Source organism: Streptomyces virginiae, assembly GCF_040638905.1.
Classification (GTDB): Bacteria; Actinomycetota; Actinomycetes; order Streptomycetales; family Streptomycetaceae; genus Streptomyces; species Streptomyces virginiae_B.
The window spans coordinates 85,867-109,589 of the sequence record NZ_JBEZYV010000010.1; the positions used below are offsets into that span (position 1 = coordinate 85,867).

The following is a 23,723-nucleotide window of genomic DNA, read 5'->3' on the forward strand; positions in this document are numbered from 1 at the left end:
GCCCGGGCGCTCTCGCAGACTGGGCAGCAGCCCTCGCTCGCGTGTGGCGCGTCGAGACTCAGGCGAACTGGAGGGCGGAGCGCGCATCTCAGTGGCGTGAGCGGCCTCAGCGCTGATGTGCGCCGACGCATGCTCGCTCGCCGGCCCGCGCTTCGGCTGGTCAGTCCCGAGACGGCACGTCGGCGGGCATGGGGTAGACCACGCCGGTGAACCGCTCCGAGAGGGCCCACAGCCGGTGGGCGGTGTCGGCGTCCCGGACGGCGCGTTCCCGGCTGCGGAGTACGGGTTCGCCGCGGAGCTGGAACGGGCCGTCGGGTACGACGTAGCTTCCTCCGGGCAGATCGGGAACGGTCGCGGCGTACAGGGAGGTCTTCGCGCCCTCCGGCGTCGGGCGGAAGGCGCTGCGCACGAGCAGGCGCATCAGCGCTCCGTACGCGCGGCCCCGGGCGCTGTTGGCTCCGCCGGTGAGCACGTTGGAGCGGGTGAGTCCGGGGGCGACGGCCATGCTGCGCAGGCTCACCCCGGCGGCGTCGGCCCTGCGCTGCAGTTCCGTGGCGAAGTACAGGTTGGCCCGCTTCGACTGGATGTAGGTGAACAGCGGCCGGTAGCCGCGCTCGGCGTCGAGGTTGCCCATGTCGAACCGGGCGAATCGCTGCCCCTCACTGCTGACCGTCACCACGCGAGGGTCCGGCGAGGCCAGCAGGTGCGGCATGAGGAGGCCGGTGAGTGCGAACGTCCCGAGGTGGTTGACGCCGAACTGGGACTCGAAGCCGTCGGCGGTTCGGGAGAACGGGACCATGGCGATGCCGGCGTTGTTGACCAGGAGGTCGAGCCGGCCGTGGCTCCAGCTGTCGGCGAACCGGCGGACGGACTTCAGATCGGCGAGGTCGAGCAGGCGGAGTTCGGCCCAGGCCCCTGGGACTTCGGCCCGCAGGCGCTCCAGGGCGTCCTGCCCGCGCTCCTGGCTGCGGCAGGCGAGGACGACGCGGGCGCCGCGGAGGGCGAGTTCGCGGGCGGTGACGTACCCGATGCCGCTGTTGGCGCCGGTGACCACCGCCAGACGGCCGGACTGGCCGGGGATGGAGTCGGGCGTCCAGCGGTCGCTCGGCGAAGTCTGGGCGTACGCCCGGGTGGCACGGGTCATGGGGACCTCGATCCATGGAGGAGTGGGGCATGAGGGCAGGGGTGCTCGGCCGCATCGCAACGTCGAGTTGCAATATGCTGCTGCACGATGCCGCATGTCCCGCCAGTAACGCAACTGGGAGTTGCAATGAAGCCTGTCGAGCCCACCTCACAGCGCGGCCCCACCGTCGGGCGCGGCAGCAAGATGCGCGCCGCCGTACTGGGGGCCACCATCACCGAGCTCACGGAAACCGGGTACGCCGCGCTGACCGTCGACGCCGTCGCCCAACGGGCCGGCGTACACAAGACGACGATCTACCGGAACTGGAAGACCTCCGACGGCCTCGTCGCGGACGCACTGGCCCACCACTTCGCCACCGACATCCCGATCCCCGACACCGGCGCGGTGAAGGACGACCTGCGCGCCCTGGCCCGCTCCCTAGTGGCGACCATGACCACGAGCGCGGGCCGAGCCCTCCTCACTACAGCCCTCTCGGACGCTGCGCGCACGACCCAGCTCGCCGAGATCAAACGCGCCCTCTTCGAGGACCGCTTCCGCCGCGCGGAACCCGTCGTCGGCCGAGCCGTCGAGCGCGGCGAACTGCCCACGGACACCGACCCCGGCGAACTCCTCAAAGCCCTTGTCGCGCCGATCTACTTCCGCCTGGTGTTCACCGGCGAACCGGTCGACGAGACCACCGCCGACCGCGCGGTGGACGTCGCCCTGGCCGCCGCCCACGCCCACGCACTGCCGACTCCATGACCCGAGACCCACCACGCGCGCCGAACCGAGTGCAGCCGCACCTGGCGCTCGGCCGACGCCGCGCTCAGCGCCAGGCGGGGTGCCCCTCGGAGGCGGCACCCGCGGTGAGTGCGCGCTCCCCGGTCTTGTCCTTGCGCACGGCCCAGACCACAGGCTGCTCGTAGGGGCCGCGGACGAACGCCACCCACCTGCCGTCGACGGACCAGGCGGGGTCCATCTCATGGGCGCCGGTGGCCACGAGTTCACGGTCGCCACTGCCGTCGGCGTTCACGAGGCGGATGTCGCCCTGAGTGCCCGTGCCGTAGGTGCCCGCCGTGTAGGCGAAAGTGGCGCCGTCGGGGGACCACACCGGGTCCAGTGCCGGGTGGGGCAGCCGGGTCACCTGCTGGGGGGCGCGGCCCGGAGCGGCGGGGTCGACCACGTGGATCTGCCAGTTCTCGGGCTCTGTCTGCAGGCACACCACGATGCTCTTGCCGTCCGGCGACCACGCGGGATCCTCGACCTGGCCCTTGCCCGAGGTGAGCTGGCGGGCGGAGCCGTCGGCGACGCCGACCACGAACAGCTGCTGCACGCCGTCCTTCATGCGGAGCACGGCGAGCCGGCTGCCGTCCGGCGACCAGGACACGCGGCCGCCGGCGATGGAGGTGATCCGGCGCGCGTTCGAGCCGTCGGCCTTGGCGGTCCAGACGGCCGTGCCCTCCGGTGTGCTGCGGGTGAACGCGAACGACTTGCGGTCCGGGGACCACTGGGGCAGGACGTCGCATGCGCCGCCCTCGCCTCCCGGGATGAGCTGCACGGGCTTCTCCGTCGCGGCGTCCCGCCGGGCGATGACGCCGTGGCACGTCCCCGGCCAGCCCGGGGCGGTGTCCTGCCGGACCAGCAGGGGTTCGGCGGGGAACGAGTCCGGGGCGGGAGAGGGGGCGGAGCCGGTGGGCGTGGCGGCGCCGCCCTTGGAATTGTCCTTGGCGGAGTCGTTCCAGGGCTGCCACACGAACAGGCCGGCGGCGACGAGGGACATCACGAGCACTGCCGCCCCGACGGCGCGGCGGCGCCGGGGCCCGTCCGCATCCGCCTGCGCCTCGTGCACGGCTACGGGCTGGGGCAGGGGGGAGAGCCGCGCTGCGGGTCCCGTCACCGTGCGCGGCTGTTCCGTACGGGGCTCCGCGACGCCGTGCGGGGCGCTGTTCGCTACGGGCGGGCCCTGCCGGGGTTCGGACGGGCTGTCCGGCGCGGTGGGGCTTGCCGCCGGCTCCGGGGGCGGGAGCAGCTGGGTTGCCGCATCGGGCAGCCAGGAGTCGCCGTCCGGGTGGCGGACGGTGAGGGTGGCGAGGAACGCAGCCGGTGTGGGCCTTGCCGCCGGGTCCTTGGAAAGACAGGCGCCGACGGCCTCGCGCAGTCCAGCGGGCACCGCGCTCAGGTCCGGCTCCTCGTACACCACCTTGTAGTGCCTGGCTGCGGACGGCCCGTCGCCGAAGGGGGCGCCGCCGGCAGCCTGGGTGAGCACCACCCCCAAAGCGAACATGTCGACCGCAGGGGTGACCACCCCACCGCCGGTGAGCTGTTCGGGTGCCAGGAACCCCGGCGTGCCGACCTGTATGCCGGTCTGTGTCAGGGACGTTCCGTCCAGGGCGCGCGCGATGCCGAAGTCGATGACGCGGGGCCCGTCCTCCGCGACGATGATGTTCGCGGGCTTCAGGTCGCGGTGGATGACCCCCGCCCGGTGGATCGCCTCCAAGGCCTCGGCCAGGCCGGCCGCCAGGACGGTGAGCGTGTCCGGAGGCAGCGATCCGACGCGCGCGAGTACTGCTTGCAGGGTGGGTCCGGGCACGAAGGCCGTCACCAGCCAGGCCGGCTCCCCGTCCGGGTCGGCGTCGACCACCGGCGCGGTGTGGAAGCCGCCGACCCGCCGCGCCGCCGCGACCTCGTCGGCGAACCTGCGCCTGAACCCGGGCTCGGTGCTCAGTTCAGGGCGTACGACCTTGACGGCGACCGCACGGCCGGACCGGGAGCGGCCCAGGTAGACCACCCCCATGCCACCTTGGCCGAGCCGTCCCACCAGCCGGTAGCGGCCGTCGCCGAGCGAAGTCGGATCGCCCGATTCGAGCGGCTTCATATGTCCCCCGTTTCACACCTTGCGCGATGAACAGCCTCTCCCTACCTGTCGCGCCGTCCACCAGTCAAGCCGGTCCCGCGCGGGGCCCGGCCGACGTGCCTTTCGACGGCCGGGCGAGGACGAATCAGGCCGTGGCCGGTGCGCCGGCCTCCGGGGACTCCGAGGCTTCGGCGGGGGCCGCCGACCCGGCCCCGGTCTCGGCCCCGGTCCCGGCCCCGGTCTCGGCCTTGCCCTCGGTCTGGGGGCGGGGGATGCGGTGCAGTCCCCGACGGTCGTAGAGGTGGGTGATGAGGAAGCCGAAGAGCAGCGCTGCGACAAGAGCGGCGCCCATGGACGCCCACGCCCGGGTGAGCCCCGCGTCGGCCTGGGCCCCGTAATAGAGCAGGGAGCGGAGCCCCTCGGTGATCTGGCGCAGCGGCTCGAACTCGGCGAGGGCGCGGAAGAACCCGGGCAGCGCCTGGACGGGCACGGTCGCGCCGGAGGAGGGGACGGCCATCGCGATGAAGACGATGGTGGCCAGCAGCATGCCCGGGGTTCCGAAAGCGGCGAACAGGGCCAGGCTGCCGATGCCGACGACCGCGATCGTGGCGACGGAGTAGAGCCACAGCAGGCCCAGGTGGGAGGCGTCCATGTCGAGGATGCCGACCGTGGCGACCTCCACCAGGGTGCCCATGACCAGTGACAGGCCGAGCATGAGAGCCATGCCGATGGCCAGGGTGCGGACGCGGCTGGTGTGCTGGACGGGTTCGCGCTTGCGGAAGGGACCGAAGTCGGTGTGCAGGTAGCCGAGCGCGGTATCGACCTGGGAGTTGACCACGTTGGCACCGAGCATGCCGCAGACGACCAGGACCAGCGCGTAGTAGAAGGCGCTCAGTCCCATGGCGCTGCGGGACCCGACGGGGTGGCCGTCGGCGACGGCCACGGTCACCGGGTCGGCCAGCTTGAGCTGGGCGGCAGTCGGGAGCGGGGTCTTCTGGGAGCCGGCCTGCTTGAGGAGCTCTTGGCCGAGTTGCGTGGAGGCGGCGTGGGCGGCCTTCTGCGCAGCCTGCGAGGCCATGGAGGAACCGATGCTGCCGGCGGCCTGGTTGGTCAGCACGGTCAGGGTCGGCGGGGCGGCCTTGCCCTGGGGCGCGGGCTGCTGGCCCGTGAGCCCGGTCACCGTGGTCGAGAAGTCGTCGGGGATGACGAGGGCGCCGAAGAGCTTGCCCTTGCCCAGCCGTGTGTCGGCCTCCTCGCGGCTCACGACCTGCCAGTCGATGCTCTTGTCGCCCTTGGCCGCCTTCTGGATCCCGGAGACGACCTGCTCGCCCAGGTTGACGTGGCGGCCGCCGGTGTCGGCCCCGCGGTCCGCGTTGACCAGGGCCACGGGCAGGTCGCGCAGATCGCCCCTGGGGTCGAGGTTGCCGCCGACGTAGAGCAGGGCGAACACCATCGAGACCACTGCGGCGATGAGTCCCGTTCCGATCCACAGCTGGGGTCGGCGGAGCACGGAGGGGGGCGGCGTGGGCTGAGGCATCGATTCTCCGGTGCGGCTGAGCTGCGTTTCCATACTGGATACTTTGACTATCCAGCTACTGGATAGTGGCAGTATCTTGTTGTGGTGTCCAATCGCCGGAGCTCGATGCCGGGCGCCGGGCGCCGGGTGCCGGGCGCCGGACCGCACGACCAGCAGGGAAGCCGCAATGAAGATCTCGGAGCTCAGCCGGCGGACGGGCGTACCGGTCGCCAGCATCAAGTACTTCCTGCGGCAGGGCCTGCTGCCCGCAGGGCGGGCGACGGCCGCGACCCTGGCCGAGTACGGGGAGGAGCACGCACAACGGCTACGGCTGATCAAGGCACTGACGACGCTCGGCGGCCTGTCGATCGCCGCCACCCGTGACGTGCTCGGGGCCGTCGACCAGGCTCAAGGCGTCGAGGGGGCCCTCGGGGCGGTCAGCTACGCACTGCCGGTGCCGGGAGCGGCCCGGCCCGCAGCGAACGCCGGGGAGTCGAGCGAGGGCGACACGACCGCCGGGGCCGAAGTGGCTGAGCTGCTCGCCGCCCTGGAGTGGCAGGTGCCTGGGACGTCCCCGCACGTGCAAGGGCTGACGGCGGCACTGAAGGAACTGCGGCGGCTGGACGCGCAGTACGCCCCGGGTGAGCTCGCCGCCTACGCACGGCTGGCGGAGTCTGTGGCCCGGCTGGACCTGGAGCGCGCGGTCGGCATCGAGGACCCCGTGTCGCTGGCGGAACGGGCGGTCGTCGTCCTGGCGGTCTGCGCCCCGGTGTTCGAACTGCTGCGACGCCTTGCCCAGGAAGACCAGGTCAGGCGCCGCGCCGCGGGTGCGCCTGGCTAGCGTCTCAATGAAGGGCGCCCGGGCACGACACCGCGACCTGCCCCCAGCAAGCCCCGGAGGAGCCGGCGGGGGCGGGTCCTCGGGCTGGGCGGGCCGAAGGAGGAGGCGCCGACGGGCGCCGGGCTGGAGCAGCCAGGGACCCTCGGCAAGTGGGAAGAACACCGCTACGCCCGGCCGGGCCGGCGCAGGCGGCGCCGCGGGTGGCGGCATCGGCTGCTGCTGTGGCGGTGCCGAGGCAGACGGACGTACCTGCTCGCGCTTGTCGTAGCGCGTGGCGAGGGGCGAGGGGCGACTGCCAGGGTCTGCTACCTCCACGGCCGACCACCACATGCGATCGGATAGCGTCCCGGCACATGACGGCCGGTGACAACGAAGAGCGAAGAGACCGCAAGGCGCACGGGGTTCCCGAGAAGGCTGCTGCCGGTGTACGGCTCGTGGACGATCTGGTTGCTCAGGTGCCCGGATTCGAAGACGCCTACGAGTGCCACGTGTGCAACGAGAACGGGGTGCTCGCGCACGTGTTCTTCTGGGACGTCGTGCAGGACACCGTGCGCTCGTATCTGGGGGAGGGTGACCCGGACGGTCCTGCCTGGCGCGGGGTCCTGGCGTTCCTGGAGGAGGAGACGCGGCGTCGCGTGCCGGGTGCGATCGAGGTCATCGTGACGTCGTTCCTCTACGACCTTCCGTACGAGGGGGAACCCGGGTTCGGGATCGAGAGGCATCTCGGGCCGGCCATGAAGGCGAAGTACCTCCAGCTCCGGCCCTGGTACGAGTCAGAGGACCCGGTCGCTGCGGCAAAGCCGGAGGCGTAACAGGATTCCTCATAGGAAGGGGCCGTGCTGGGGCGCCGGCCGTACCTGAATCCCGTGTTCCCGCCTGCACCACCGCCCACGACCAGGCGCCCGGACCCGCGCCCGCTGCCGGGGACGTCCCCCTGCCGCTCGGCCACGCGGAGGACGCGGAGGACCACGAGGTGTCCCACAGCGACCGCTCGGACGCCCACGCGCCCGCAAGGTCTCGGCGCGGGGGCGGCGGCCCGGCCGTCGTCCGCAGGGGGACCCCCCGCCACCAGCCGCTACGGCCGTCCCTGAACGGCAGAATGGCAGGAACGGCCGCAGCCGCTCCATCCGGCGGCATCTGTCAGGTCACCGGCCCCATGACCGCGTGGTCGGTGTCTGGTGTGACTACGGCGTCGGAGGCCTGAAGGAGCACGCATGCGAGCAAGGAAGCCGGCAAAGCGCGGCGCGGTGCGTCCCGGACGGGGCGAAGATGCGGCGGCGGCTGACCGCGCCCCCGCTCGGGGCTTGTCCCGTCCGCCTGTTGCGCTGAACCTCCACCCAGGCGGCCCGCCGAAGAATGAGGGAGGATGGGCGCGTTCGCCGGCCTGGCATGACCTGACCTGACCTGACCCGACCGCCCGGCCCCGTCCCGTGCCGAGGAGCAGCCCATGAACCACCCCGTCCCCACGACCGGTACCGACAGCGAAGCCCTGCGTACGGTCATCGAAGCCGCGATCGTGAACTACGTGGACGGCGCTGCGGAAGCGGTGCCGGACGCGGCCGACCTCGCCGCCCACGTAACTGCCGCCGTCGAACGACTGCTTGCCGCCGGACCGCCGGCCGAACCGGCCCCGCCGGAAGGCGACGAGATCTGAAGTCGCGCCGACCGCGGGGCCGCTACTCGGTGCTCGCCGCCAACGCCGCCAACGCCGCCAACGCCGGCGCGCGGAAGCCGGGCGCTCTGCGGCTGAGGTGCTCGGGTGCAGTCCTCGTGGGCGCCCCCGAGGGGCGCTGACAGGCCGGTGTTGCGGGGGCGGGTCCCCCGCTGGTCTCGGAAGACAACTGTCCTCGGAACGCTGTGTGTGGGGAGTCATGACCGTCACTTACTTGATGCTCGCGCGGCTACCGGAAGGAGGCATGGAGGCGTTCGACGCCTACGAGAGCGCCGTCTTACCGCTCCTTGCCGAGCACGGAGGGCACCTCCAGCGAAGACTGCGCACTCCGGACGACCGGGTTGAGGCCCACCTCGTGACCTTTCCTGCCCCCGAATACCTCGATGCGTACCGGGCTGACCCCCGGCGTGCCGCCGCCGCACCCCTGCTGGAATCTTCTGGGGCAGCGGTCGAACTGATCGCGGTCCGCGACGTGGAGTCGTGAGGGGCCGGCCTGGAAACCACCCCGGCGCGTGCCCGCGGCGCGCTCATTCTCGGCGGCTGCGTCAGCCGCTGCTCGGTCAATTGCACCGTCGACGTGCCGGCCGGTGTGCCGGTGTGCCGGTGACAGGCGAAGTGTCCAGTGGACGGACGCGCCTGACCAGGTGGCGGCCGTGAAGGTGGCCCCGTACTGGTCGGATCCGACATCGGGGCCGCAGTGAGCGGGTGGAGGGCAACCCTCGAAGCACCACGAAGGGGCGGTACCCCCCGGCCCGAGTGTTCCGTTACCGCCGAGATCACGCCCGGCTCACGGAGGCCCGGGGGAGACGTCACGGAGCCTGTCCAGGCGGTGGATGACGGGGGTGGCGGTGGCGCCGTGCAGGAGGACGGACAGCATGACGGTGAAAGTGACGACGGCCCAAAGCTGCCGTTCGTGAGAGCCGAAGTGGTCGCTCTGTCCGAGGGCGTGGGCGAGGTAGAACAGGGAGCCGATACCGCGGATACCGAACACGGCCGTGACGATGCGTTCACGACGGCCGGCCGCGCTGCCCAGCAGGCCCGCCCAGCCGGCGGCGGGCCGGACGATCAGGACGAGCACCAGTGCCACCACGGCTTCCCGCCAGGTGAGCGAGGGCAGAGCGTCCGCGACGAGGTAGCCGCCGAGGAGGAAGAGCAGAAAGGCGGTCAGCAGCCGTTCGATCTGCTCGGTGAACTCGTGCAGGACCTTGTGGTAGCCGTGGCTGCGTTCGGCTGCCCGGATCGTGCAGGCGGTGACGAAGACGGCCAGAAATCCGTAGCCCCGCAGCAGTTCGGTCGCTCCGTACGCCGTGAACGTGGCACCGAGGGCGACGAACCCCTCCATGTGCTCGGAGAGCCGCAAAGCCGAAGGGCGGGCCCGGAAGAACATCAGCCCCAGCAGCCATCCCGCCAGAAGGCCGACGGTCACCCCGATCGCGATCCGGGCCAGGACGTCGACGAGAACCCAGTTCGTGATCCAGGCGGTCGCGGACTGCCCGGCGGGGACCGCGGCGAGGGCGAGGGCGGCGAGCACGAACGGGAAGGCGAGTCCGTCGTTCAGGCCCGCTTCGGAGGTGAGGCAGAACCGGACCTCGTCCTCGTCGTCGTCCTCGTCGGTCGGCTCACCCACCCGCACCTCCGCCGCGAGCACCGGGTCCGTCGGCGACAACACTGCCCCCAGCAACAGCGCCGGCGCGAGCGGCCAGTCGAGCACGACGGCCGCGATCACAGCCATCCCGGCGATCGTCAGAGGCAGGCTGATGCCGAGCAGCCGCCACGTGCCCATCCAGCTGCGTCGGCCGACCGCCCGGTTGAGGGCCAGTCCGGCTCCCATCAGGGACACGATCACGCACACCTCGGTGGCGTGCTCCACCCACAGCCGCTGCCGCTGCGGATCAACCACCGGCACCGAGAACGGCAGCACCGCCACGAGGGCGCCGGCGGCGAGGAACACCATCGGCATGGACAGTGGCCGGCGAAAGACGAGCCGGGGCAGGACGGCCGCGCCGAGCGCACCGATCCCCAAGGCCAGGTACACCGCATCGGAGAGCGTCACCCCTCCCATACTGTCCCAACCGGACACCTTCACACGGCGGGCGGCGGAGGCGTGGCGGGGTCTCGTCCCCTCCCGCGGCTCTCGGGCGGCCGCCATGGTCACGATCCGCCCCGTCCGTCACCACAACGGAGGTCCCGCGCAGCTCCCCCAAGCGGGGGAGCGCGGTGGCCTGCCCCCAGGGCTGGGACGAGGCGCCGAGCATCAGGGTGGCCGTGCCGCCGGGGCACGTACCCGGTGAAGGAGCCTCTGGTCGAGGTCACAGATCATGGCCATGGGTCTTGCGAGGAGGTCGCGGCCGTCCGGCTGCAGCTCGGCGACGCCACCGTGGCGGCCTGGGGAGATGGCGCTCGGGCCGCCGGGTGACGACACGCTCCGGCCGGCGTTCACCGGAGAAGCCTTCGGCTTCGGCACGGACGGGGCAACGGGCGCTTTCGCCGACGCCGGGGTTTGGCAGGATCTGCGGGACCAGCTGGAGCCGGAGAACCGGCAGGTTCCCGAAGGCCGACAAGCTCGCGGATTGCGGAGCCGGCATGCACCTCGACGGCGGCAGCCCGGGCGCGGACCTGGCGGTCATGTGCACCCGCGGCGACGGCGTCCACCCGGTGTGGGTGGGCCGGTCTGCCCCTTGAGAGGCTGTCTGCGTCGACGTCCGGCTCGAAGGCGCTCGCTTCCCGTTGGCGTGCCCGCCAACGGCGCTGCCACTGCGCCGCCACCTCGCCCCGGTCGGGCCCGACTAACGCATCCACGAGATCCGCAGCCGCTGCGGACGGACCGGTTGAGCCGGGTGCCCGAGCCGACTGGCGAAGGGCCGACGCACGCGTCAGCGTGGCAGTGCTTCTGCCACCGCTCCTCGGGAGGTCCGGCCCATGGCCGCCCAACGTTCCGTCACGGCGCCCAGCCCACCGGATGGCCGCGGCGCCGAGCGCCTCCCACAAAGGCCGCGCCGAAAGGACTTTGCCGCGCTGGGCAGCGTCGCCGCCGCCTACGCGCTGGCCCAGATGGCGTTCATGGCGCCCGGCACGGGGCTCGGGTGGGACGAGACCGTCTACGTCAGCCAGGTCTCGCCGGACACCCCAGCCGCGTTTTTCAGCGCCCCGCGCGCCCGCGGGATCAGCTACCTCGTGGCCCCCCTCGTGGCGCTCACCCCCTCCGTGCCCGCCCTGCGGGTCTTCCTCGCCCTGCTCTCGGCAGCGGGCCTCCTGGCGGCACTGTGGGCCTGGCGCAGGCTGCTGCCCCTGCGCGCCCTCACTCTGGCCGGAGCGCTCTTCGCCGGCCTGTGGGTCAGCCTGTTCTACGGCCCGCAGGCCATGCCCAACCTCTGGGTGGCCATCGCCGCGCTGGCGGCCACGGGCTGTGCCCTGAGAGCCGCCCGCGATCCCGGCGACCGCCTCGCGCTCGCCGGGATCACCGTCGCAGTCGCCCTTGCCGCCCTCATGCGACCCTCGGACGCCGTGTGGCTCGTCCTCCCGACGGCCTGCGCGACAGCTCTGCTGCCCGGCCCGCACAAGCCCGCCCGCCTGGTGGCGCTCGCGGCGGGGGCCGCACTCGGCGCCGCGCCCTGGATCGTGGAGGCCCGGCTGCACTACGGCGGCCTCCTGGCCCGCCTCCACCGCGCCGGCGAGATCCAGGGCGGGTTGGGCTGGAGTCCCTCGTTCAGCGACCACCTGCGCGCCCTCGGCGGCCGCACACTCTGCCGCCCCTGCGACATCCCGTGGACCCAGCCGGTCACCTCCCTGTGGTGGCTGTCCCTGCCCCTGTTCGCCACGGCAGGCGTGGCCATCGCGTACCGGAGCGGCCGGACGCCCGGCCGCGCGACGGCCGTGGCCGCCGTGACCGGGCTGTCGATGGCGACCCCCTACCTGCTGTTCGTGGGGTACGCCGCCCCCCGCTTCCTGCTCCCCGCGTACGCGCTGCTCTCGCTCCCCGTGGCCGTGGCCCTCGCCCGCCTGTTCGCCACCGCCCGCTCCAAGCCCGTCCTCTTCGGCACCATCTGCCTCGCGCTGGCCGCGCACCTCACGCTCCAGCTGATGATCACCGCCAAGCTGGCCGCCCGCAGTCGTACGACCCATGCGGCCTTCGGCGCCGTGGCAGACGCGCTGCGCCGCCAGGGCATGCGTGCGCCGTGCGTGGTCAGCGGCGAGGAGGCCGTCCGGGTCGGTTTCCGTACAGGGTGCGCCTCCCGCCAGCTCTACGGCGGCCACGACGGCAGTATCAGCGCCGCCGCCCTGGCCGCCCTCGCCCGTACCCGGCCGACCGCTGTGCTGGTCACGGGCCGCGCGCCGGTACCCGCCTGGGCCCGCACCTGGCGCCCGTACGAGCTGCCGGAACTGCCGGGAATGAACGGCTACCGCGCCTATCTCGGTCCCGCCGCACGGCCCGGTTCCCCGGCGACCGACCCGAGGCCCGGCCCCGGACCCGGTGGCCGTTCGGGACGCGGGGCCGTGAAGCCCGAGGGCTCGGGGTCCCGGGGCTGACGGTCTCCACCAAGACGTGGGGGCCGCAGGTGGTCATGCCGGGCAGGCAGCGCTGTACCGGCGGCGGGGACGGCGCCGGCCGCATGCCGGCCGATGGCCGACCCGTGACGCTGAACGCGCCCTGTCCACCGCCTGATCCGGACCGGGCGCCGGACGCCCGAGGAGTATGTGTGAGACTCCCTCTGAATGATCACTCGGGGGGAGTTTCGCGTTGAACGCGCTGTTGAAGAGGGTGTGGATCGGGCTGGCCACGGCCTTGATCGTGAGCCTGGCCGCCGGGGTCCTGCCGGACCACATCCAGATGTACGACGACGGGCGCATCCACCTGGGCGCGCCCGCGCCGACCCCGTCCCCGTCCACGGCGGCGCCCACACCGGAGTCCACGTCACCGCCCCTCACACGGGACGCCGTGGACGAGGTGATCCGGACCGCGGTCAGCGCGGCTGGCCTCGACCCGTCGCAGGGCCGCCCGACCGTCGCGGCCGGCGCCAACTCGAACAGGACGGGCTGGGTGGCCGTCCGCGAGAACACCGCCGCGCAAGCGGAGATGAACGCGATCGGCGCCGACCTGGAACGCCAAGGCTGGACGCTGAACCCCAACCCGAACGGCGACCGCTCCGACGCCTCCCGCAGCTACAAGCGCGGGGGCTGGTACCTGCTGGTGAGCACGCGCGGGAAGACCCAGGCGCCGTCCACCACCTCCACCTTGACCGACTCGCAGACCTACCTGACCCTGACCGGGCTCCAGCTGAACCTTGCCGACATACCCCTCCCCGAGATCACCGTCCGCATCGGCTGACCCTCGCAGAGAAGCCCACCCTCCCCACCCTCCCCACCCTCCCGGCGCCTTGGCCCGGCCGAGTTGGCCGGCTCTGTGCGGGAGCGCTTGTCCCACCTGATTCCAGGTCCGGCGGTGTGGCGGTGGCCGGCCGCAGCTGAACAGAGCGGATGCGGCCCGGGCGCCCGGGGGAGCGGACGGGCTTGCAGGTGGGGGCGTGAGGGCCGGAAGCAGGGTGTGCTCCCGTGCCGGCCCCGCGGCTCCACCCCCCAGGTCGTCACCGGAGCAAGGGGAGGCAGCCGGGCCCAGCGGCGTGAAGTTGGCCGTCCTGCGCCGTCACGTTTCTGCGGTGAATTCCTGACTCCGGGCGAGTGAGTACGCGGGGAGCGCCCTTCAGGATCAGCCCGGCGGCACGCTACGCACCGGGGCGTGATCAAAGAACTGGTACGGAGCGCGCAGGTACTCCTCCTTGCCCTCATGCCGCTGCTTCCCACCGCCTCTCCCGCACCCGCGCATGGCATCCAGGCCAAGGCGCTCACCCCCGATCCGGTCGTGTTCGTGCACGGCTGGAACCCGGACTCTTCACCGTGGCAGTCCATGGCCGCCCGACTCCAGACCGACGGCTGGCCGCAGAGCCACCTGGACCAGTGGAGCTACAACTACACACAGTCCAATGCCACCACCGCCGAGGAGCTTGCCGAGGAGATCGACCGTGTCCTGAGTCGTACGGGCGCCACCAAGGTCGACATCGTCACCCACTCGATGGGCTCCCTGTCCTCCCGCCACTACCTCAAGCACCTGGGCGGCGCAGACAAGGTCGACGCGTGGGTTTCCCTGGCGGGCCCCAACCACGGCACCCACGCCGCCCGCCTGTGCGCCGGCGCTCCATGCGTCGAGATGCGACCGGACACGGTCGCCCAACCATTGGGCGACGGTGGCCTGCTCATTCTTGCCGAGATCCTGAGGCCTGCGCCTGGCCTGTCGCGCCATCGGGCAACGTCCCTGCCGTTCTTGCTGTCCCCTCATGCTCCGCTCGAAAGGAAACGGGCGACCAGATGTGCGGTCAGGTGCGCTTCACCGCATACGCGGCGCGGGGGCAGACTCTGAACGGAATCCCGACCCGGACGACTAGCGTGGCGTGGTGTCGTCCGCCCTGAACGGGCCGCCGTGGCCGGGCACGATCAGGTTTGCGGCCGCCAGCACCCGGAGACGGGAGGCGCGCAAGACGTCACGGTCGGGGGCTACCGGGTCGTCCGCCGGGCCGTTCGCGTGCCACCACAGGTCACCGGCGAAGGCGACCACGCCCGTGTCCGTGCCCGCCAGCAGGGTGATGTCCTCGGTGCTGTGGCCCGGAGTGCGGATCATCCGCAGCGACGGGGTCAGTTCGTAGCCCTCGGCATCCCGGTTTGTCCACTGATCGCCGAGGTATTCCACCTTGTGATCGTGCACCCGGGCCTGCCTGAACAGGCCCACGTTCATGGTGTTGTCCGGGTGGTGGTGGCTCAGCACCACATCGGTGATGTCGTCGGGCTCGAGCCCCAACCCGGCGAGCGGGGCGAGGATGAGGTCGGGGCTCGCCACCATGCCCGGGTCGAAGATCACATGTCGGCCGGCGTCGGATATGTAGGAAACCGTGGCGGCGACTCCAGGGCCGGTGGAGCCGACGTATCCGGTGGTCAGGATCGTGTACACGGCGCTGCGGCCGAGCGGTGCGTCTGTCATGTCCCCAATCCTTGTGGTCAGGCCGGTCGTTCACGAGTGGCGCAGCTGCCACTGATCGCAGGATTAGTGCCACACTGCACGCGTGCCTCCCTTCGTGTCCGTCGCCGCATACGCCCCGCCCGGAGTCGGCATGCTCGCGGTCGGCATCGTCACCGAGGTCTTCGGCCCGCACGGTGAGGAACTGCCCGGCTTCGACTTCACCTTGTGTACAGACCGGCCCGGGCCGGTCCCCACTGACCTGGGCGTGCCGCTCACCATCGCGCAAGGCCTGGACCGGCTCGCCTCAGCCGATCTTGTGATCGCCCTGCCGTGGGCCGGGTTCCGCACGCCACCCGCTCCCGCTGTGCTCGACGCGCTGTCGGCCTCACACGAGCGCGGCTCGCTGGTAGCGGCCCACTGCGTCGGCGTATTCGCGCTCGCTGCCGCCGGACTGCTCGACGGCCGCCGGGCCACCACCCACTGGCGGTTCGCCGAACTGCTCGCCCGCCACCACCCCGAAGTCTCCGTAGAACCCGATGCCCTCTACATCGACGAAGGACACATCCTCACGGGCGCCGGAGCCGCCGCGGGCTTCGACCTCTGCCTGCACCTGCTGCGGAGGGAGTACGGAGCCGCGGTGGCCAACGCGGTGGCCCGTGACGCGGTGCTGCCCTCCCACCGCGACGGCGGGCAGGCACAGTACCTGGCCGTCCCCGTCCCAGAAGACTGCGGCGACGAGCGACTCGCCGAGGTACTCGCGTGGGCCCGCGCGAACCTGCACGAGCCGCTTCCCGTCGCGGAACTGGCCCGGCGTGCCGTGATGAGCAAACGCTCCTTCGCCCGCCGCTTCACCGCCGCGACCGGCACCACCCCCCACGCCTGGCTGCGGAACCTGCGCCTGAGCAGCGCCGAGGAGCTACTGGAGACCACGGACCTGCCCGTCGAGGAGATCGCCCACCGCGTCGGGTACGGAAGTGCGGCCATCCTGCGGGAACAGTTCGTGCGCCGCCGAGGAGTGCCGCCCCGCTCCTACCGCCGCTCCTTTACCAACACGCCGTGAACGAACATGACGGGCCAGTCGGGCGGCGAGGGGCGAGTGGTCGGACGCCACGACGGTGATGCGGCAGCCGCGGACGAAGCCATGGAGGCCGGGGACGTCGCCCGCGTGCCGACAGCCGTTGGAGAGCAGCTCACGGCGGGCGCAGGCGCCCGACGCTGTTTGGGGAGTCGACTCCCCGGCACCATGCACTTCGGCGGTGGCACCGGATGTCAACACGCACTACAGCGGTCGCCCCCAGTGCACGGGCACACCACCTGAGCCGGAACCACGACTCGGGTTCTGGCTCTGCTTCCGCTTCGTTGGCTTGGCCGGTCAGCTTGCCTACGGTCCGGAGGCATGGCTCAGACGGTCACAACCGGTCGCTATGCGCTACTTTCTGTCGTCTCCTTGCGCTCGGACGCAGCTGGATCGACGGTGGGCTGAACGCTCACCGCAGCGCTTGGAGGTTCCATGAGCAAGGCCCGACGCTCGGCGGCAGTATCCGGCGCGCTGCTCTGCGCACTGCTCACCCTCGGCGCCTGCAACGGGAGTGGGGGCGGGGGCGGGGGTGGCACTGGTGGCACTGGTGGCTACGACGGTCCTGGTGTGTCGGGCGGCGGCGTCTCCGACGACCGGGGCGGGGGCACCGGCGTTCCGGCCGCGCTGATCGGAAGTTGGAGCGGAGGCAGCTCTGACGGCTTCAAGTCCTCGGTGTACAGCTTCTACCCGGACGGCTCGTGCAGGATGGACATCTGGGGCACGAGCACCGTCGGCCGCTTCACGGTCGAGGGAAACCAGCTCACCATCTCCACCGAGGGGGGATCGCAGAACTACCTGTGGGGGATCGGCCCCCAGGGGTACCTGTTCCTCAACGGAGAGAGCTACGTCCCGTTCGGCTGACCCGTCGATCGGCGTCTCTTTTTCCCCCGGGGCGGAGCCCCGCCTTCTGGCGGCGTCCGGGGGGCGTGTGCGTGGCATGGGAGCCGTGCAACCACCTGAAAAGAGCCACCAGGGCGTGTGACATCACGCAACGGAGCTTGATGGGTCGACGCCTCATCCAGACGGCCGTCTTCGGCCGTCTGGCCCCGGATCCAGGACTACTCATCCGTGCCCCTTCGGCTCCTGAAATCCCCCAACGCTGTCGACCGGTCCGCTCGGTTGGCGCCTGGGTTCCGAGCCGGGCGAGGTTGTCGCGACTGCGGCGGGGGCGGGGGGGTGGTCCGGCCCCAGCGTGCGCTCACGGTCGGCGAGGGTCTGCTGGTGGAGGTCCGCAGCGGCCTGGTACCGGCCGAGCTCGTGCAGGGCGTTGGCGAGGCTGTTGCGACACCTCAGAACGTCGGCGTGATCGTTCCCCTGTTCCGACTGGAGGAGTTCAAGGGCTCGTTCCCCCAAACAGACCGCTGGTTCAGGATGCCCGGCTCGGCGAATACTGACCGAAAGCCTGCCCAGGATGCGACCCATGGTCCGGGCATCTGTGGTGAGCCGTGTGACGGCAAGGGCATGGGGGGCAAGGAGTCTGCTGGTGTTCCAGCCGAACCTGCCGGCGTCTGCGGCGTCGTCCACGACCGCTGCCAAGCGCGTGGTCAGGGCGCGGCTCCAGCTGTCCAAGTCCAGGGTCTCAGCACGGAGGGCGAGAGCGGTGATCTCGCGGACGAGGGGATGGAGGATGACCTGCCCGAGGGCTGGCGTGCCGTTGACAGGGGCGGGGCGGTCGAGGAGGCCATAGGTGTGGAGTCCGTTCACGGCGGTCTCGACCGACACAGGCGTGGCCGGCAAGCCGCAGGCGGCGGTGACCATCTCCGGGCTGAGGACGGAGACCGGCACGGGGGCGGCCGCCAAAAGAGACAGCAGACGCAGCACCGGCGGGCGAGGCTGACCCCGTTCGTGTCGAGTTGGTCGAGGGGCAGTTCCCAGGTGTAGCGGACCAGCCGTCGTGCGGCCTCCGGATCCCCTCCGCCCGGGTCCTCGGCTCCGAGCAATGTGGCCAGGTGGCCGTCCAGGGCTTCCTCGTACGCGGTGAAGGAGCGGTAGCGGCTGCCGGGCGCGGGCGCGGCGAGATACCGGCCAGCGGCTTGCAGGGCGAGGGGAAGCCCGCCGAGCCGGATGGCCAGGCGCTCGGCCTCCAGCGCTGTGCCGGCCTGGGGGGCAGCGTCGACGAGTACCTGCCCGCCCGCCGCAGGGGCCAGCGGTTTCACCCGCAAGAGCTCGGCCCGGCCACCCCACACGGCGGTGTCGCCGTCCCGGCTGGTCACCAGCAGCAGACCACGGTTGCCGGGCCGCACCCATCCCCGGTAGCCCGCCACCGGCTCACCACCGGGCCCCACGGCACCCGGTTCGTCGAGGTTGTCCAGGACCACCAGCCGCCGGCCCGTCCGGTTCAGGTGCTCCCATACGACATCGGGCAGGCCCGCCCGCCCGGATCGTGCTTCCTCCAGCCGCTCCTCGGTAAGCCCGGGCTCCAGGGCGATGCGGGCCATCTGTTCGGCCGGTTCGGCCTGCCCGCGCCAGCGCACCCAGAAGACGCGCACGCCTTCGGCGCGAGCGATGTCGGCCAAGGCGGCTGCGATCGTCGTCTTGCCCACGCCACCCACCCCGCACAGCACCGCCAGCCGTTCCTCGGGTCGCCTCAGCATGCGACGCAGTGCCGCGAGCTCGTCCGTGCGCCCGCGGACAGGGCCGTCCCCGCTGGGGACCGACAGGGATTCCATCCGACCGGCCAGGACCCGTTCGAGCGACACCAGCCGTCCGTGTCCCGTCCCGCCGCTGTTGTCGAGCCGGCGACCCGCAACGGCCAGCGTGGCGGCGACGGCAACCGAGACGACGAAGACCGGCCACACCACCCACGGGTCCTGGGCCCATTCGGGCAGGACGTCCGTCACGTAATCGTGACCACGGCCGACGCGGCGGCGGCCACTGCTGCGGCGGCCGCAACCACCGAACCTGCCCATGCACCCCTTGCGCGCACGCTGCCCCCCGGGCCTCACCGAACTCATAGGGCGAGCGTAGAAGAGGATCTGAGGCGGCATCGGCCGAAGCAGCAGACCGGCAGACGCTGTTCCGGCCGACGAATGGAGACGAAGGCGGCCGATGCCTTCACGAACGCCATCGCGGACGGACTCAAGGCCGACACCAGTTCGCCCGTGGCCGCCTCCAGCCCCGACGCCCCAGCCCGAAGTCCGCTGTCCTGACCGTGATGAGGACGCACGCCGCGCCGGCTTGGCCGGCGCACGCAGAAACCCCCGACCTGACCGGGTGATCCGGTGGTTGTGGAGGACTCCTTCCCGCCCTTCCACTTTCAGCTACCCGTGAAAACTTTTCGTCAGGGCCCGCGCTGACGGGGTGGCGTCCTGGAGTTCCACCCCGTCAGTACGCTGCGGATGGGTGGCAACCAAGCCGCGCTCGGACCTTGCCGCGAATGTCCGGCAGCCAGGGGCGGGACGGGAGGGCTTCATCCTGCCTTGGTGACGGCGGGGACGTATTCCCCCACCAAGGTGCGGTGCCACCAGGCGCGGGTTTCTCGCAACTCGTGGCGGTCGGTGAAGCGGTAGCGGTAGAGGCGGGCGCGCAGGAACGTGGGCGGGGACGACGGGAAGGGGTTGTGACGCAGCAGCTTGAGGACGACCGGGTCGTTGTCGAGCAGTTTGACGAGGAAGGCCGTGAACCAGGGCCTTGCGTATGCGGGTGAGATTGCCGCGAACCACATCATCCAGTCGAGCCGCAGGTGGTAGGGGGCCACCTGCCGGGGCATGCGGCGCACGTCACCGGGCTTGCCCTTGAATTCGTACTCCTGCCACACCGTGGCGTCGGTGATCTCCGGTTCGTCGGTGCCTTCGAGCACCACCTCGTAGCGCGTGCGCTCGATGCTGCCGAAGGCTCCGTAGGTGTTCATCAGGTGGAAGGGGTTGAAGGAGTAGTTCATGACCTGGTGGCGGGAGAGCAGGTTGCGTACCGGCCAGTAGCTGAGCAGCGCCATGAGGCCGGTGACGACGAGCACCGTGCTCTCGTACCAGCTCGGCGGGGCGGCAAAGGCTGGGGGATCGGACAGGCCCAGCGCGTCTGCGGCTCGCGCGCCGTCGATCGCGGTGACCGCGAGGAGGATGGTCAGCCAGTTGAGCCATGCGAAGTTTCCCGACGCCACGAGCCAGAGCTGCGTGACGACGATGAACCCGGCGGTCACGCTCGCGATCGGCTGTGGCGCGAACAGCATGACCGGAGCGACGAGCTGCGCGACGTGGCTGGCCGCGACCTCGACCCGGTGCAGCGGCCGGGGCAAGCGGTGGAAAAGCCAGGTCAGGGGGCCTGGCATCGGCTGGGTCTCGTGGTGGTAGTGCAAGCAGGTCAGGTCGCGCCAGCACGGATCGTGACGCAGCTTGATCAGTCCGGCGCCGAACTCCAACCGGAACAGCAGCCAGCGCAGCAGGAACAGCACCAGCACCGGAGGCGCCACGTCCTCGTTCCCGAGGAAGATCGCCAAGAAGCCCGCTTCGAGCAGCAGCGACTCCCACATGAAGCCGAACCACGTCTGACCGACGTTGACGACGGAGAGGTAGAGGACCCACAGCACCGCCCACATCAGCATCGACGCCCACAGCGGTACCCGGTCGGCCGCGCCCACGGCGAGCGCCACGGAAAGCACGGTGCCCGTCCAGGCGGTGATCGCGAAGAAGCGGTCGGAGTAATGGAGCTGGAAGATGCTGGGCGATCTCCGGAAGGGAACGGCCGCGACGAAACGCGGAACCGGCAGCAGGCCGCGCTCACCGATGAGCGCCCGGAACTGATTGACGGTGCTCAGGAAGGCGATGGCATAGAGCACGGCCAGACCTCGCTGGAACACGAGTCGGCTCAGCCAGTAATCACCGTCCGTGAACCACTCCACGACTCCTCCTGGCGTGGCGTCCTGCGTCCCACTTCCATCCCGGCCGAATGCCGGGATATCCGCTTCGCCTTCCCCACCTCCACCTTCCCTCCGGCGGGCGGCCAGTGCAGAGGCCGCGCCGGAGGGTGCCCCACCCCGTTCGAAATGCCTCTTGAAACTTCAAACACTTTGGCTTATGTAGAAATGGAATGACAGGTCCTGTGCAGGACAAGGGGCGTGGGGACATGCGCCGAGTCGGTGCTACACGAAAATGAGCAGCGGGCCTGGTGCCCTGCTGGATCGCAGTGGCAATGGTTTCGTCCCGGCGACGGAGATGGCTGCGGCGGCTGTCGATGCACGGGGAAGGGTCTCGGCTTGGAGTGCGGGTGCGCAGCTGCTGCTCGGCTACGCGGCGCAGGACGTGGTGCGGCGCGCCGCGTCCGATCTTTTGGCCGACGGCCTCCCTGACTCCGCCCGGCGGCACCTGGTCCAGCAGCAGGCATGGATCGGGCGAGCCGTGCTGCAGGACGAGTCCGGCCGCCGTGTCGAGGTGGATCTGCACGCCTGTCCACTGCTCGACGGTCAGGGGCAGATCCAATGGTTCGTGCAGGCCGCCGTGCCCCAGGAGAGTGGCGGAGCCGCACTGGCCCTTCAGAGGAGCCTGCTGCGCCAGCGGCCCCCGATCCAGCAAGCCGTGGAAACAGCCGTCCGCTACCTGCCCGCGGATCCGAAGGCAGGTGTCGGCGGCGACTGGTTCGACGTCATCGCCTTGTCCGGCGCCCGTGTAGCGCTGGTCGTCGGAGACGTCGTCGGCCACGGAATCTATGCGTCCGCCGCGATGGGATGCCTGCGCACCGCGGTCCGCACCCTCGCCGACATCGACCTTCCCCCGGACGAACTCCTGACCGACCTCGACGATCTGACTGGAAGAGGCACGGCAGAACGCGGAGGCCGGCGGAGAGGTCGGAGCGACGTGCCTCTACCTGGTGTACGACCCGGTCTCGCGCCACTGCTCGCTCGCCAGCGCCGGCCACCCGCCGCCGGTGATCGTGTCGCGGGACGGCACCGCCGACTTCGTTGCTGTAGACACCGGCCCGCCGCTGGGCGTGGGAGGCGTGGCCTTCGAGGCCGCCGCCTTCCCCGTACCCCCGGGCAGTCTGCTGGTCCTCTACACCGACGGCCTGATCGAGGCCCGAGGCCGTGACATCGGCGTCGGACTCCACCGGCTACGGACGGCGCTCACCCACCCCCCGACATCCCTGGACGACGTGTGCGACACGGTCGTCGAGACGCTACTGCCCGACACGCCCGGCGACGACGTGGCACTCCTGGTGGCCCGGACCCGTGCGCTCGCGGCCTCCCATGTGGCGTCCTGGACGGTGCCCGGCGAGCCGTCCGCCGTACCCCGGGCGCGCAGCCGCGCCACGGCCCAATTGCTGAGATGGGGGCTGCCCGAGGCCGTTCCCACCACCGAGGTGATCGTCAGCGAACTGGTCCCCAACGCCATCCGCCACGCTGACGCCCCCATCGAGCTGCGCCTGATCCACGACGGCAGCCTCATATGCGAGGTTTCGGACGGCAGCAGCACCTCCCCTCACCCCCGCCGGGCACACGACCTGGACGAAGGCGGCCGAGGCCTGTTTCTGGTCGGTCGGCTCTCCAAGCGCTGGGGCACCCGGCACAACTCGACCGGCAAGACCATATGGGCCGAGCAGTCCTGGCGCGACGAACCGCGCAGATCCGCTGACCCCGGTTTCCCTGCGGCGACGTAAGACCGTCGAGTCGCCGACGCGTGACCTCCGGCCCGTAGCGTTCGCAATCGACTCCACGGCCACGCCCGGCCACGCCGCAGGACCCTGGCGCGCGCTCGTCAACGAACAAGGGTGGAGCTACCGACTCGGGCTTGGGCCCGGTCTGACGCGGGGGCCCGACCAGAGGTGGGGCCGCTGTGCCTTCGATGTGATCGCCTCCCAGCACTGCTTGAGTCGACTCTTGTCAACTTTCTTAGTGCGCGCTATATAGGTGGTGTTGCCATGTGCATCTGTGACGAGCGGGAAAGGAGTGAGCGATGATGCTCATGCGGACCGATCCTTTCCGGGAACTGGACCGGCTCACTCAGCAGCTTCTGAGTACTGGGGCCCGGCCGGAAGCCATGTCCATGGACGCCTTCCGTGAGGGGGAGGCCTTCGTCGTCGAGCTGGACCTGCCCGGGGTCGACCCCGAGTCCATCGACCTGGACGTCGAACGGAACGTCCTCAGCATCAGGGCGGAGCGGCGAACCACCGCCTCCTCACAGAGCAGTGACGTGCTGATCGCGGAGCGCGCCTCCGGGACCTTCAGCCGCCGGCTGTTCCTCGGCGAGACGCTGGACACCGACCGCATCGAGGCGTCCTACGAAGCCGGGGTACTGAGGCTGAGCATCCCCGTGGCCGACGAGGCGCCGCCTCGGAAGATCGAAATCAGGGCCGCAGAGGGCTCCCGCAAGGCGATCAACGCCTGACGGACGCCCCGCAGGAACACGGAGGGCGCGGGAGGGTGCGCCGGCCGCCTTTCGGGGCGCTCTCCGGCCTCCCTCCGTAGCTGCCGAGCCGGCCAGGAACGAGGGCGAGGTGGCGGCCATGTCCGAAACACCGCCTCCCGCCGCCGTGATCAGAGCGCGCGCCGACGGACACCTCTGCGACTGCTACGGCCTCGACGTCCTGCGGCCCTGCTCGGCCCGGCCCGAGGATGTGAACACGAGGACCGAGGATGTGAACACGAGGAAGTGAACAGCCGAGAGGCTCATCGATTTTGAGTTCGTTGACTTGAGAGGAGCGG

At 71.2% G+C, this 23,723-nt stretch carries 20 protein-coding genes and 2 pseudogenes; 14 read left to right on the top strand and 8 right to left on the bottom strand.

Annotation, left to right across the window (positions count from 1 at the left end):
* Positions 1 to 160: 160 nt before the first annotated feature.
* A complete protein-coding gene (locus AB0F82_RS16525; RefSeq protein ID WP_362627924.1) occupies positions 161 to 1,144 on the bottom strand; it encodes an oxidoreductase in 984 nt (327 codons plus the stop codon).
* A 126-nt stretch (positions 1,145 to 1,270) separates the two neighbouring features.
* Here AB0F82_RS16525 and AB0F82_RS16530 point away from each other — a divergent pair, with 126 nt between their 5' ends.
* Positions 1,271 to 1,885 (top strand): TetR/AcrR family transcriptional regulator, encoded by a 615-nt coding sequence (locus AB0F82_RS16530; protein WP_362627927.1) that lies wholly within the window; start codon positions 1,271 to 1,273, stop codon positions 1,883 to 1,885.
* Between the two features lie 64 nt (positions 1,886 to 1,949).
* On the opposite strand, the gene AB0F82_RS16535 is transcribed toward AB0F82_RS16530, so the two are convergent.
* Entirely contained in the window at positions 1,950 to 3,998 is a 2,049-nt protein-coding gene (locus tag AB0F82_RS16535; RefSeq protein ID WP_362627929.1) for a protein kinase domain-containing protein, read from the bottom strand.
* A 124-nt stretch (positions 3,999 to 4,122) separates the two neighbouring features.
* Positions 4,123 to 5,547: a YhgE/Pip domain-containing protein gene (locus AB0F82_RS16540; RefSeq protein ID WP_362627932.1), complete on the bottom strand. Its 1,425-nt coding sequence runs from the start codon at positions 5,545 to 5,547 to the stop codon at positions 4,123 to 4,125.
* Between the two features lie 133 nt (positions 5,548 to 5,680).
* Here AB0F82_RS16540 and AB0F82_RS16545 point away from each other — a divergent pair, with 133 nt between their 5' ends.
* The 4 genes from AB0F82_RS16545 (at position 5,681) to AB0F82_RS16560 (ending at position 8,490) form a co-directional block, all read left to right on the top strand.
* Positions 5,681 to 6,334: a MerR family transcriptional regulator gene (locus AB0F82_RS16545; RefSeq protein ID WP_362627935.1), complete on the top strand. Its 654-nt coding sequence runs from the start codon at positions 5,681 to 5,683 to the stop codon at positions 6,332 to 6,334.
* A 353-nt stretch (positions 6,335 to 6,687) separates the two neighbouring features.
* Positions 6,688 to 7,146, top strand: a complete 459-nt coding sequence (locus AB0F82_RS16550; protein WP_362627938.1) for a hypothetical protein — start codon at positions 6,688 to 6,690, stop codon at positions 7,144 to 7,146.
* Positions 7,147 to 7,781: 635 nt separating this feature from the next.
* Positions 7,782 to 7,988 (top strand): hypothetical protein, encoded by a 207-nt coding sequence (locus AB0F82_RS16555; protein WP_362627941.1) that lies wholly within the window; start codon positions 7,782 to 7,784, stop codon positions 7,986 to 7,988.
* 217 nt (positions 7,989 to 8,205) lie between these two features.
* Entirely contained in the window at positions 8,206 to 8,490 is a 285-nt protein-coding gene (locus tag AB0F82_RS16560; protein ID WP_362627944.1) for a hypothetical protein, read from the top strand.
* 303 nt (positions 8,491 to 8,793) lie between these two features.
* Here the strand turns inward: AB0F82_RS16560 and AB0F82_RS16565 are convergent, their stop codons facing one another.
* Complete coding sequence (locus AB0F82_RS16565) at positions 8,794 to 10,059, bottom strand: cation:proton antiporter (protein WP_362627947.1); 1,266 nt, start codon at positions 10,057 to 10,059, stop codon at positions 8,794 to 8,796.
* An 866-nt stretch (positions 10,060 to 10,925) separates the two neighbouring features.
* Between AB0F82_RS16565 and AB0F82_RS16570 the strand changes: the two genes are divergently transcribed.
* The 3 genes from AB0F82_RS16570 to AB0F82_RS16580 all read left to right on the top strand — a co-directional run bounded on the left by AB0F82_RS16570 (position 10,926) and on the right by AB0F82_RS16580 (position 14,418).
* A complete protein-coding gene (locus AB0F82_RS16570; protein ID WP_362627950.1) occupies positions 10,926 to 12,533 on the top strand; it encodes a hypothetical protein in 1,608 nt (535 codons plus the stop codon).
* A gap of 211 nt (positions 12,534 to 12,744) precedes the next feature.
* On the top strand, positions 12,745 to 13,332 hold the full coding sequence (locus tag AB0F82_RS16575) for a hypothetical protein (RefSeq protein ID WP_362627952.1): 588 nt from the start codon (positions 12,745 to 12,747) through the stop codon (positions 13,330 to 13,332).
* Between the two features lie 408 nt (positions 13,333 to 13,740).
* Positions 13,741 to 14,418: an esterase/lipase family protein gene (locus AB0F82_RS16580; protein WP_362627955.1), complete on the top strand. Its 678-nt coding sequence runs from the start codon at positions 13,741 to 13,743 to the stop codon at positions 14,416 to 14,418.
* Between the two features lie 21 nt (positions 14,419 to 14,439).
* Here the strand turns inward: AB0F82_RS16580 and AB0F82_RS16585 are convergent, their stop codons facing one another.
* Positions 14,440 to 15,033, bottom strand: coding sequence for an MBL fold metallo-hydrolase (locus AB0F82_RS16585; RefSeq protein ID WP_362627958.1), 594 nt, complete (start codon positions 15,031 to 15,033; stop codon positions 14,440 to 14,442).
* Positions 15,034 to 15,163: 130 nt separating this feature from the next.
* Here AB0F82_RS16585 and AB0F82_RS16590 point away from each other — a divergent pair, with 130 nt between their 5' ends.
* Together AB0F82_RS16590 and AB0F82_RS16595 are read left to right on the top strand one after the other, a co-directional pair.
* Positions 15,164 to 16,072, top strand: a complete 909-nt coding sequence (locus tag AB0F82_RS16590; RefSeq protein ID WP_362628337.1) for a GlxA family transcriptional regulator — start codon at positions 15,164 to 15,166, stop codon at positions 16,070 to 16,072.
* 450 nt (positions 16,073 to 16,522) lie between these two features.
* On the top strand, positions 16,523 to 16,951 hold the full coding sequence (locus tag AB0F82_RS16595; protein WP_362627961.1) for a DUF5640 domain-containing protein: 429 nt from the start codon (positions 16,523 to 16,525) through the stop codon (positions 16,949 to 16,951).
* A gap of 201 nt (positions 16,952 to 17,152) precedes the next feature.
* Here the strand turns inward: AB0F82_RS16595 and AB0F82_RS16600 are convergent, their stop codons facing one another.
* The 3 genes from AB0F82_RS16600 to AB0F82_RS16610 form a co-directional block, all read right to left on the bottom strand.
* Positions 17,153 to 17,848, bottom strand: a complete 696-nt coding sequence (locus AB0F82_RS16600; protein ID WP_362627964.1) for a tetratricopeptide repeat protein — start codon at positions 17,846 to 17,848, stop codon at positions 17,153 to 17,155.
* Complete coding sequence (locus tag AB0F82_RS16605) at positions 17,791 to 18,930, bottom strand: AAA family ATPase (RefSeq protein WP_362627967.1); 1,140 nt, start codon at positions 18,928 to 18,930, stop codon at positions 17,791 to 17,793. The genes AB0F82_RS16600 and AB0F82_RS16605 overlap by 58 nt, the downstream gene beginning before the upstream one ends.
* A 569-nt stretch (positions 18,931 to 19,499) precedes the next feature.
* Positions 19,500 to 20,927 (bottom strand): lipase maturation factor family protein, encoded by a 1,428-nt coding sequence (locus tag AB0F82_RS16610; protein WP_362627970.1) that lies wholly within the window; start codon positions 20,925 to 20,927, stop codon positions 19,500 to 19,502.
* A 313-nt stretch (positions 20,928 to 21,240) separates the two neighbouring features.
* Between AB0F82_RS16610 and AB0F82_RS16615 the strand changes: the two are divergent.
* The 4 genes and pseudogenes from AB0F82_RS16615 to AB0F82_RS16630 form a co-directional block, all read left to right on the top strand.
* A pseudogene (locus AB0F82_RS16615) lies at positions 21,241 to 21,501 on the top strand (PAS domain-containing protein); the annotation flags it as partial.
* 45 nt (positions 21,502 to 21,546) lie between these two features.
* Positions 21,547 to 22,678: pseudogene (locus AB0F82_RS16620) on the top strand (ATP-binding SpoIIE family protein phosphatase); the annotation flags it as partial.
* Positions 22,679 to 22,974: 296 nt separating this feature from the next.
* On the top strand, positions 22,975 to 23,406 hold the full coding sequence (locus tag AB0F82_RS16625) for an Hsp20/alpha crystallin family protein (protein ID WP_362627973.1): 432 nt from the start codon (positions 22,975 to 22,977) through the stop codon (positions 23,404 to 23,406).
* A gap of 118 nt (positions 23,407 to 23,524) precedes the next feature.
* Positions 23,525 to 23,674: a hypothetical protein gene (locus AB0F82_RS16630; RefSeq protein ID WP_362627976.1), complete on the top strand. Its 150-nt coding sequence runs from the start codon at positions 23,525 to 23,527 to the stop codon at positions 23,672 to 23,674.
* The last annotated feature ends 49 nt before the right edge of the window (positions 23,675 to 23,723 follow it).

Bases quoted from the DNA above. Each gene is read 5' to 3' on its own strand.
- AB0F82_RS16525 (WP_362627924.1), bottom strand. From the start codon at position 1,144: ATGACCCGTGCCACCCGGGCGTACGCCCAGACTTCGCCGAGCGACCGC.
- AB0F82_RS16530 (WP_362627927.1), top strand. From the start codon at position 1,271: ATGAAGCCTGTCGAGCCCACCTCACAGCGCGGCCCCACCGTCGGGCGC.
- AB0F82_RS16535 (WP_362627929.1), bottom strand. From the start codon at position 3,998: ATGAAGCCGCTCGAATCGGGCGATCCGACTTCGCTCGGCGACGGCCGC.
- AB0F82_RS16540 (WP_362627932.1), bottom strand. From the start codon at position 5,547: ATGGAAACGCAGCTCAGCCGCACCGGAGAATCGATGCCTCAGCCCACG.
- AB0F82_RS16545 (WP_362627935.1), top strand. From the start codon at position 5,681: ATGAAGATCTCGGAGCTCAGCCGGCGGACGGGCGTACCGGTCGCCAGC.
- AB0F82_RS16550 (WP_362627938.1), top strand. From the start codon at position 6,688: ATGACGGCCGGTGACAACGAAGAGCGAAGAGACCGCAAGGCGCACGGG.
- AB0F82_RS16555 (WP_362627941.1), top strand. From the start codon at position 7,782: ATGAACCACCCCGTCCCCACGACCGGTACCGACAGCGAAGCCCTGCGT.
- AB0F82_RS16560 (WP_362627944.1), top strand. From the start codon at position 8,206: ATGACCGTCACTTACTTGATGCTCGCGCGGCTACCGGAAGGAGGCATG.
- AB0F82_RS16570 (WP_362627950.1), top strand. From the start codon at position 10,926: ATGGCCGCCCAACGTTCCGTCACGGCGCCCAGCCCACCGGATGGCCGC.
- AB0F82_RS16585 (WP_362627958.1), bottom strand. From the start codon at position 15,033: ATGACAGACGCACCGCTCGGCCGCAGCGCCGTGTACACGATCCTGACC.
- AB0F82_RS16590 (WP_362628337.1), top strand. From the start codon at position 15,164: ATGCTCGCGGTCGGCATCGTCACCGAGGTCTTCGGCCCGCACGGTGAG.
- AB0F82_RS16595 (WP_362627961.1), top strand. From the start codon at position 16,523: ATGAGCAAGGCCCGACGCTCGGCGGCAGTATCCGGCGCGCTGCTCTGC.
- AB0F82_RS16600 (WP_362627964.1), bottom strand. From the start codon at position 17,848: ATGGTCACCGCCGCCTGCGGCTTGCCGGCCACGCCTGTGTCGGTCGAG.
- AB0F82_RS16625 (WP_362627973.1), top strand. From the start codon at position 22,975: ATGATGCTCATGCGGACCGATCCTTTCCGGGAACTGGACCGGCTCACT.
- AB0F82_RS16630 (WP_362627976.1), top strand. From the start codon at position 23,525: ATGTCCGAAACACCGCCTCCCGCCGCCGTGATCAGAGCGCGCGCCGAC.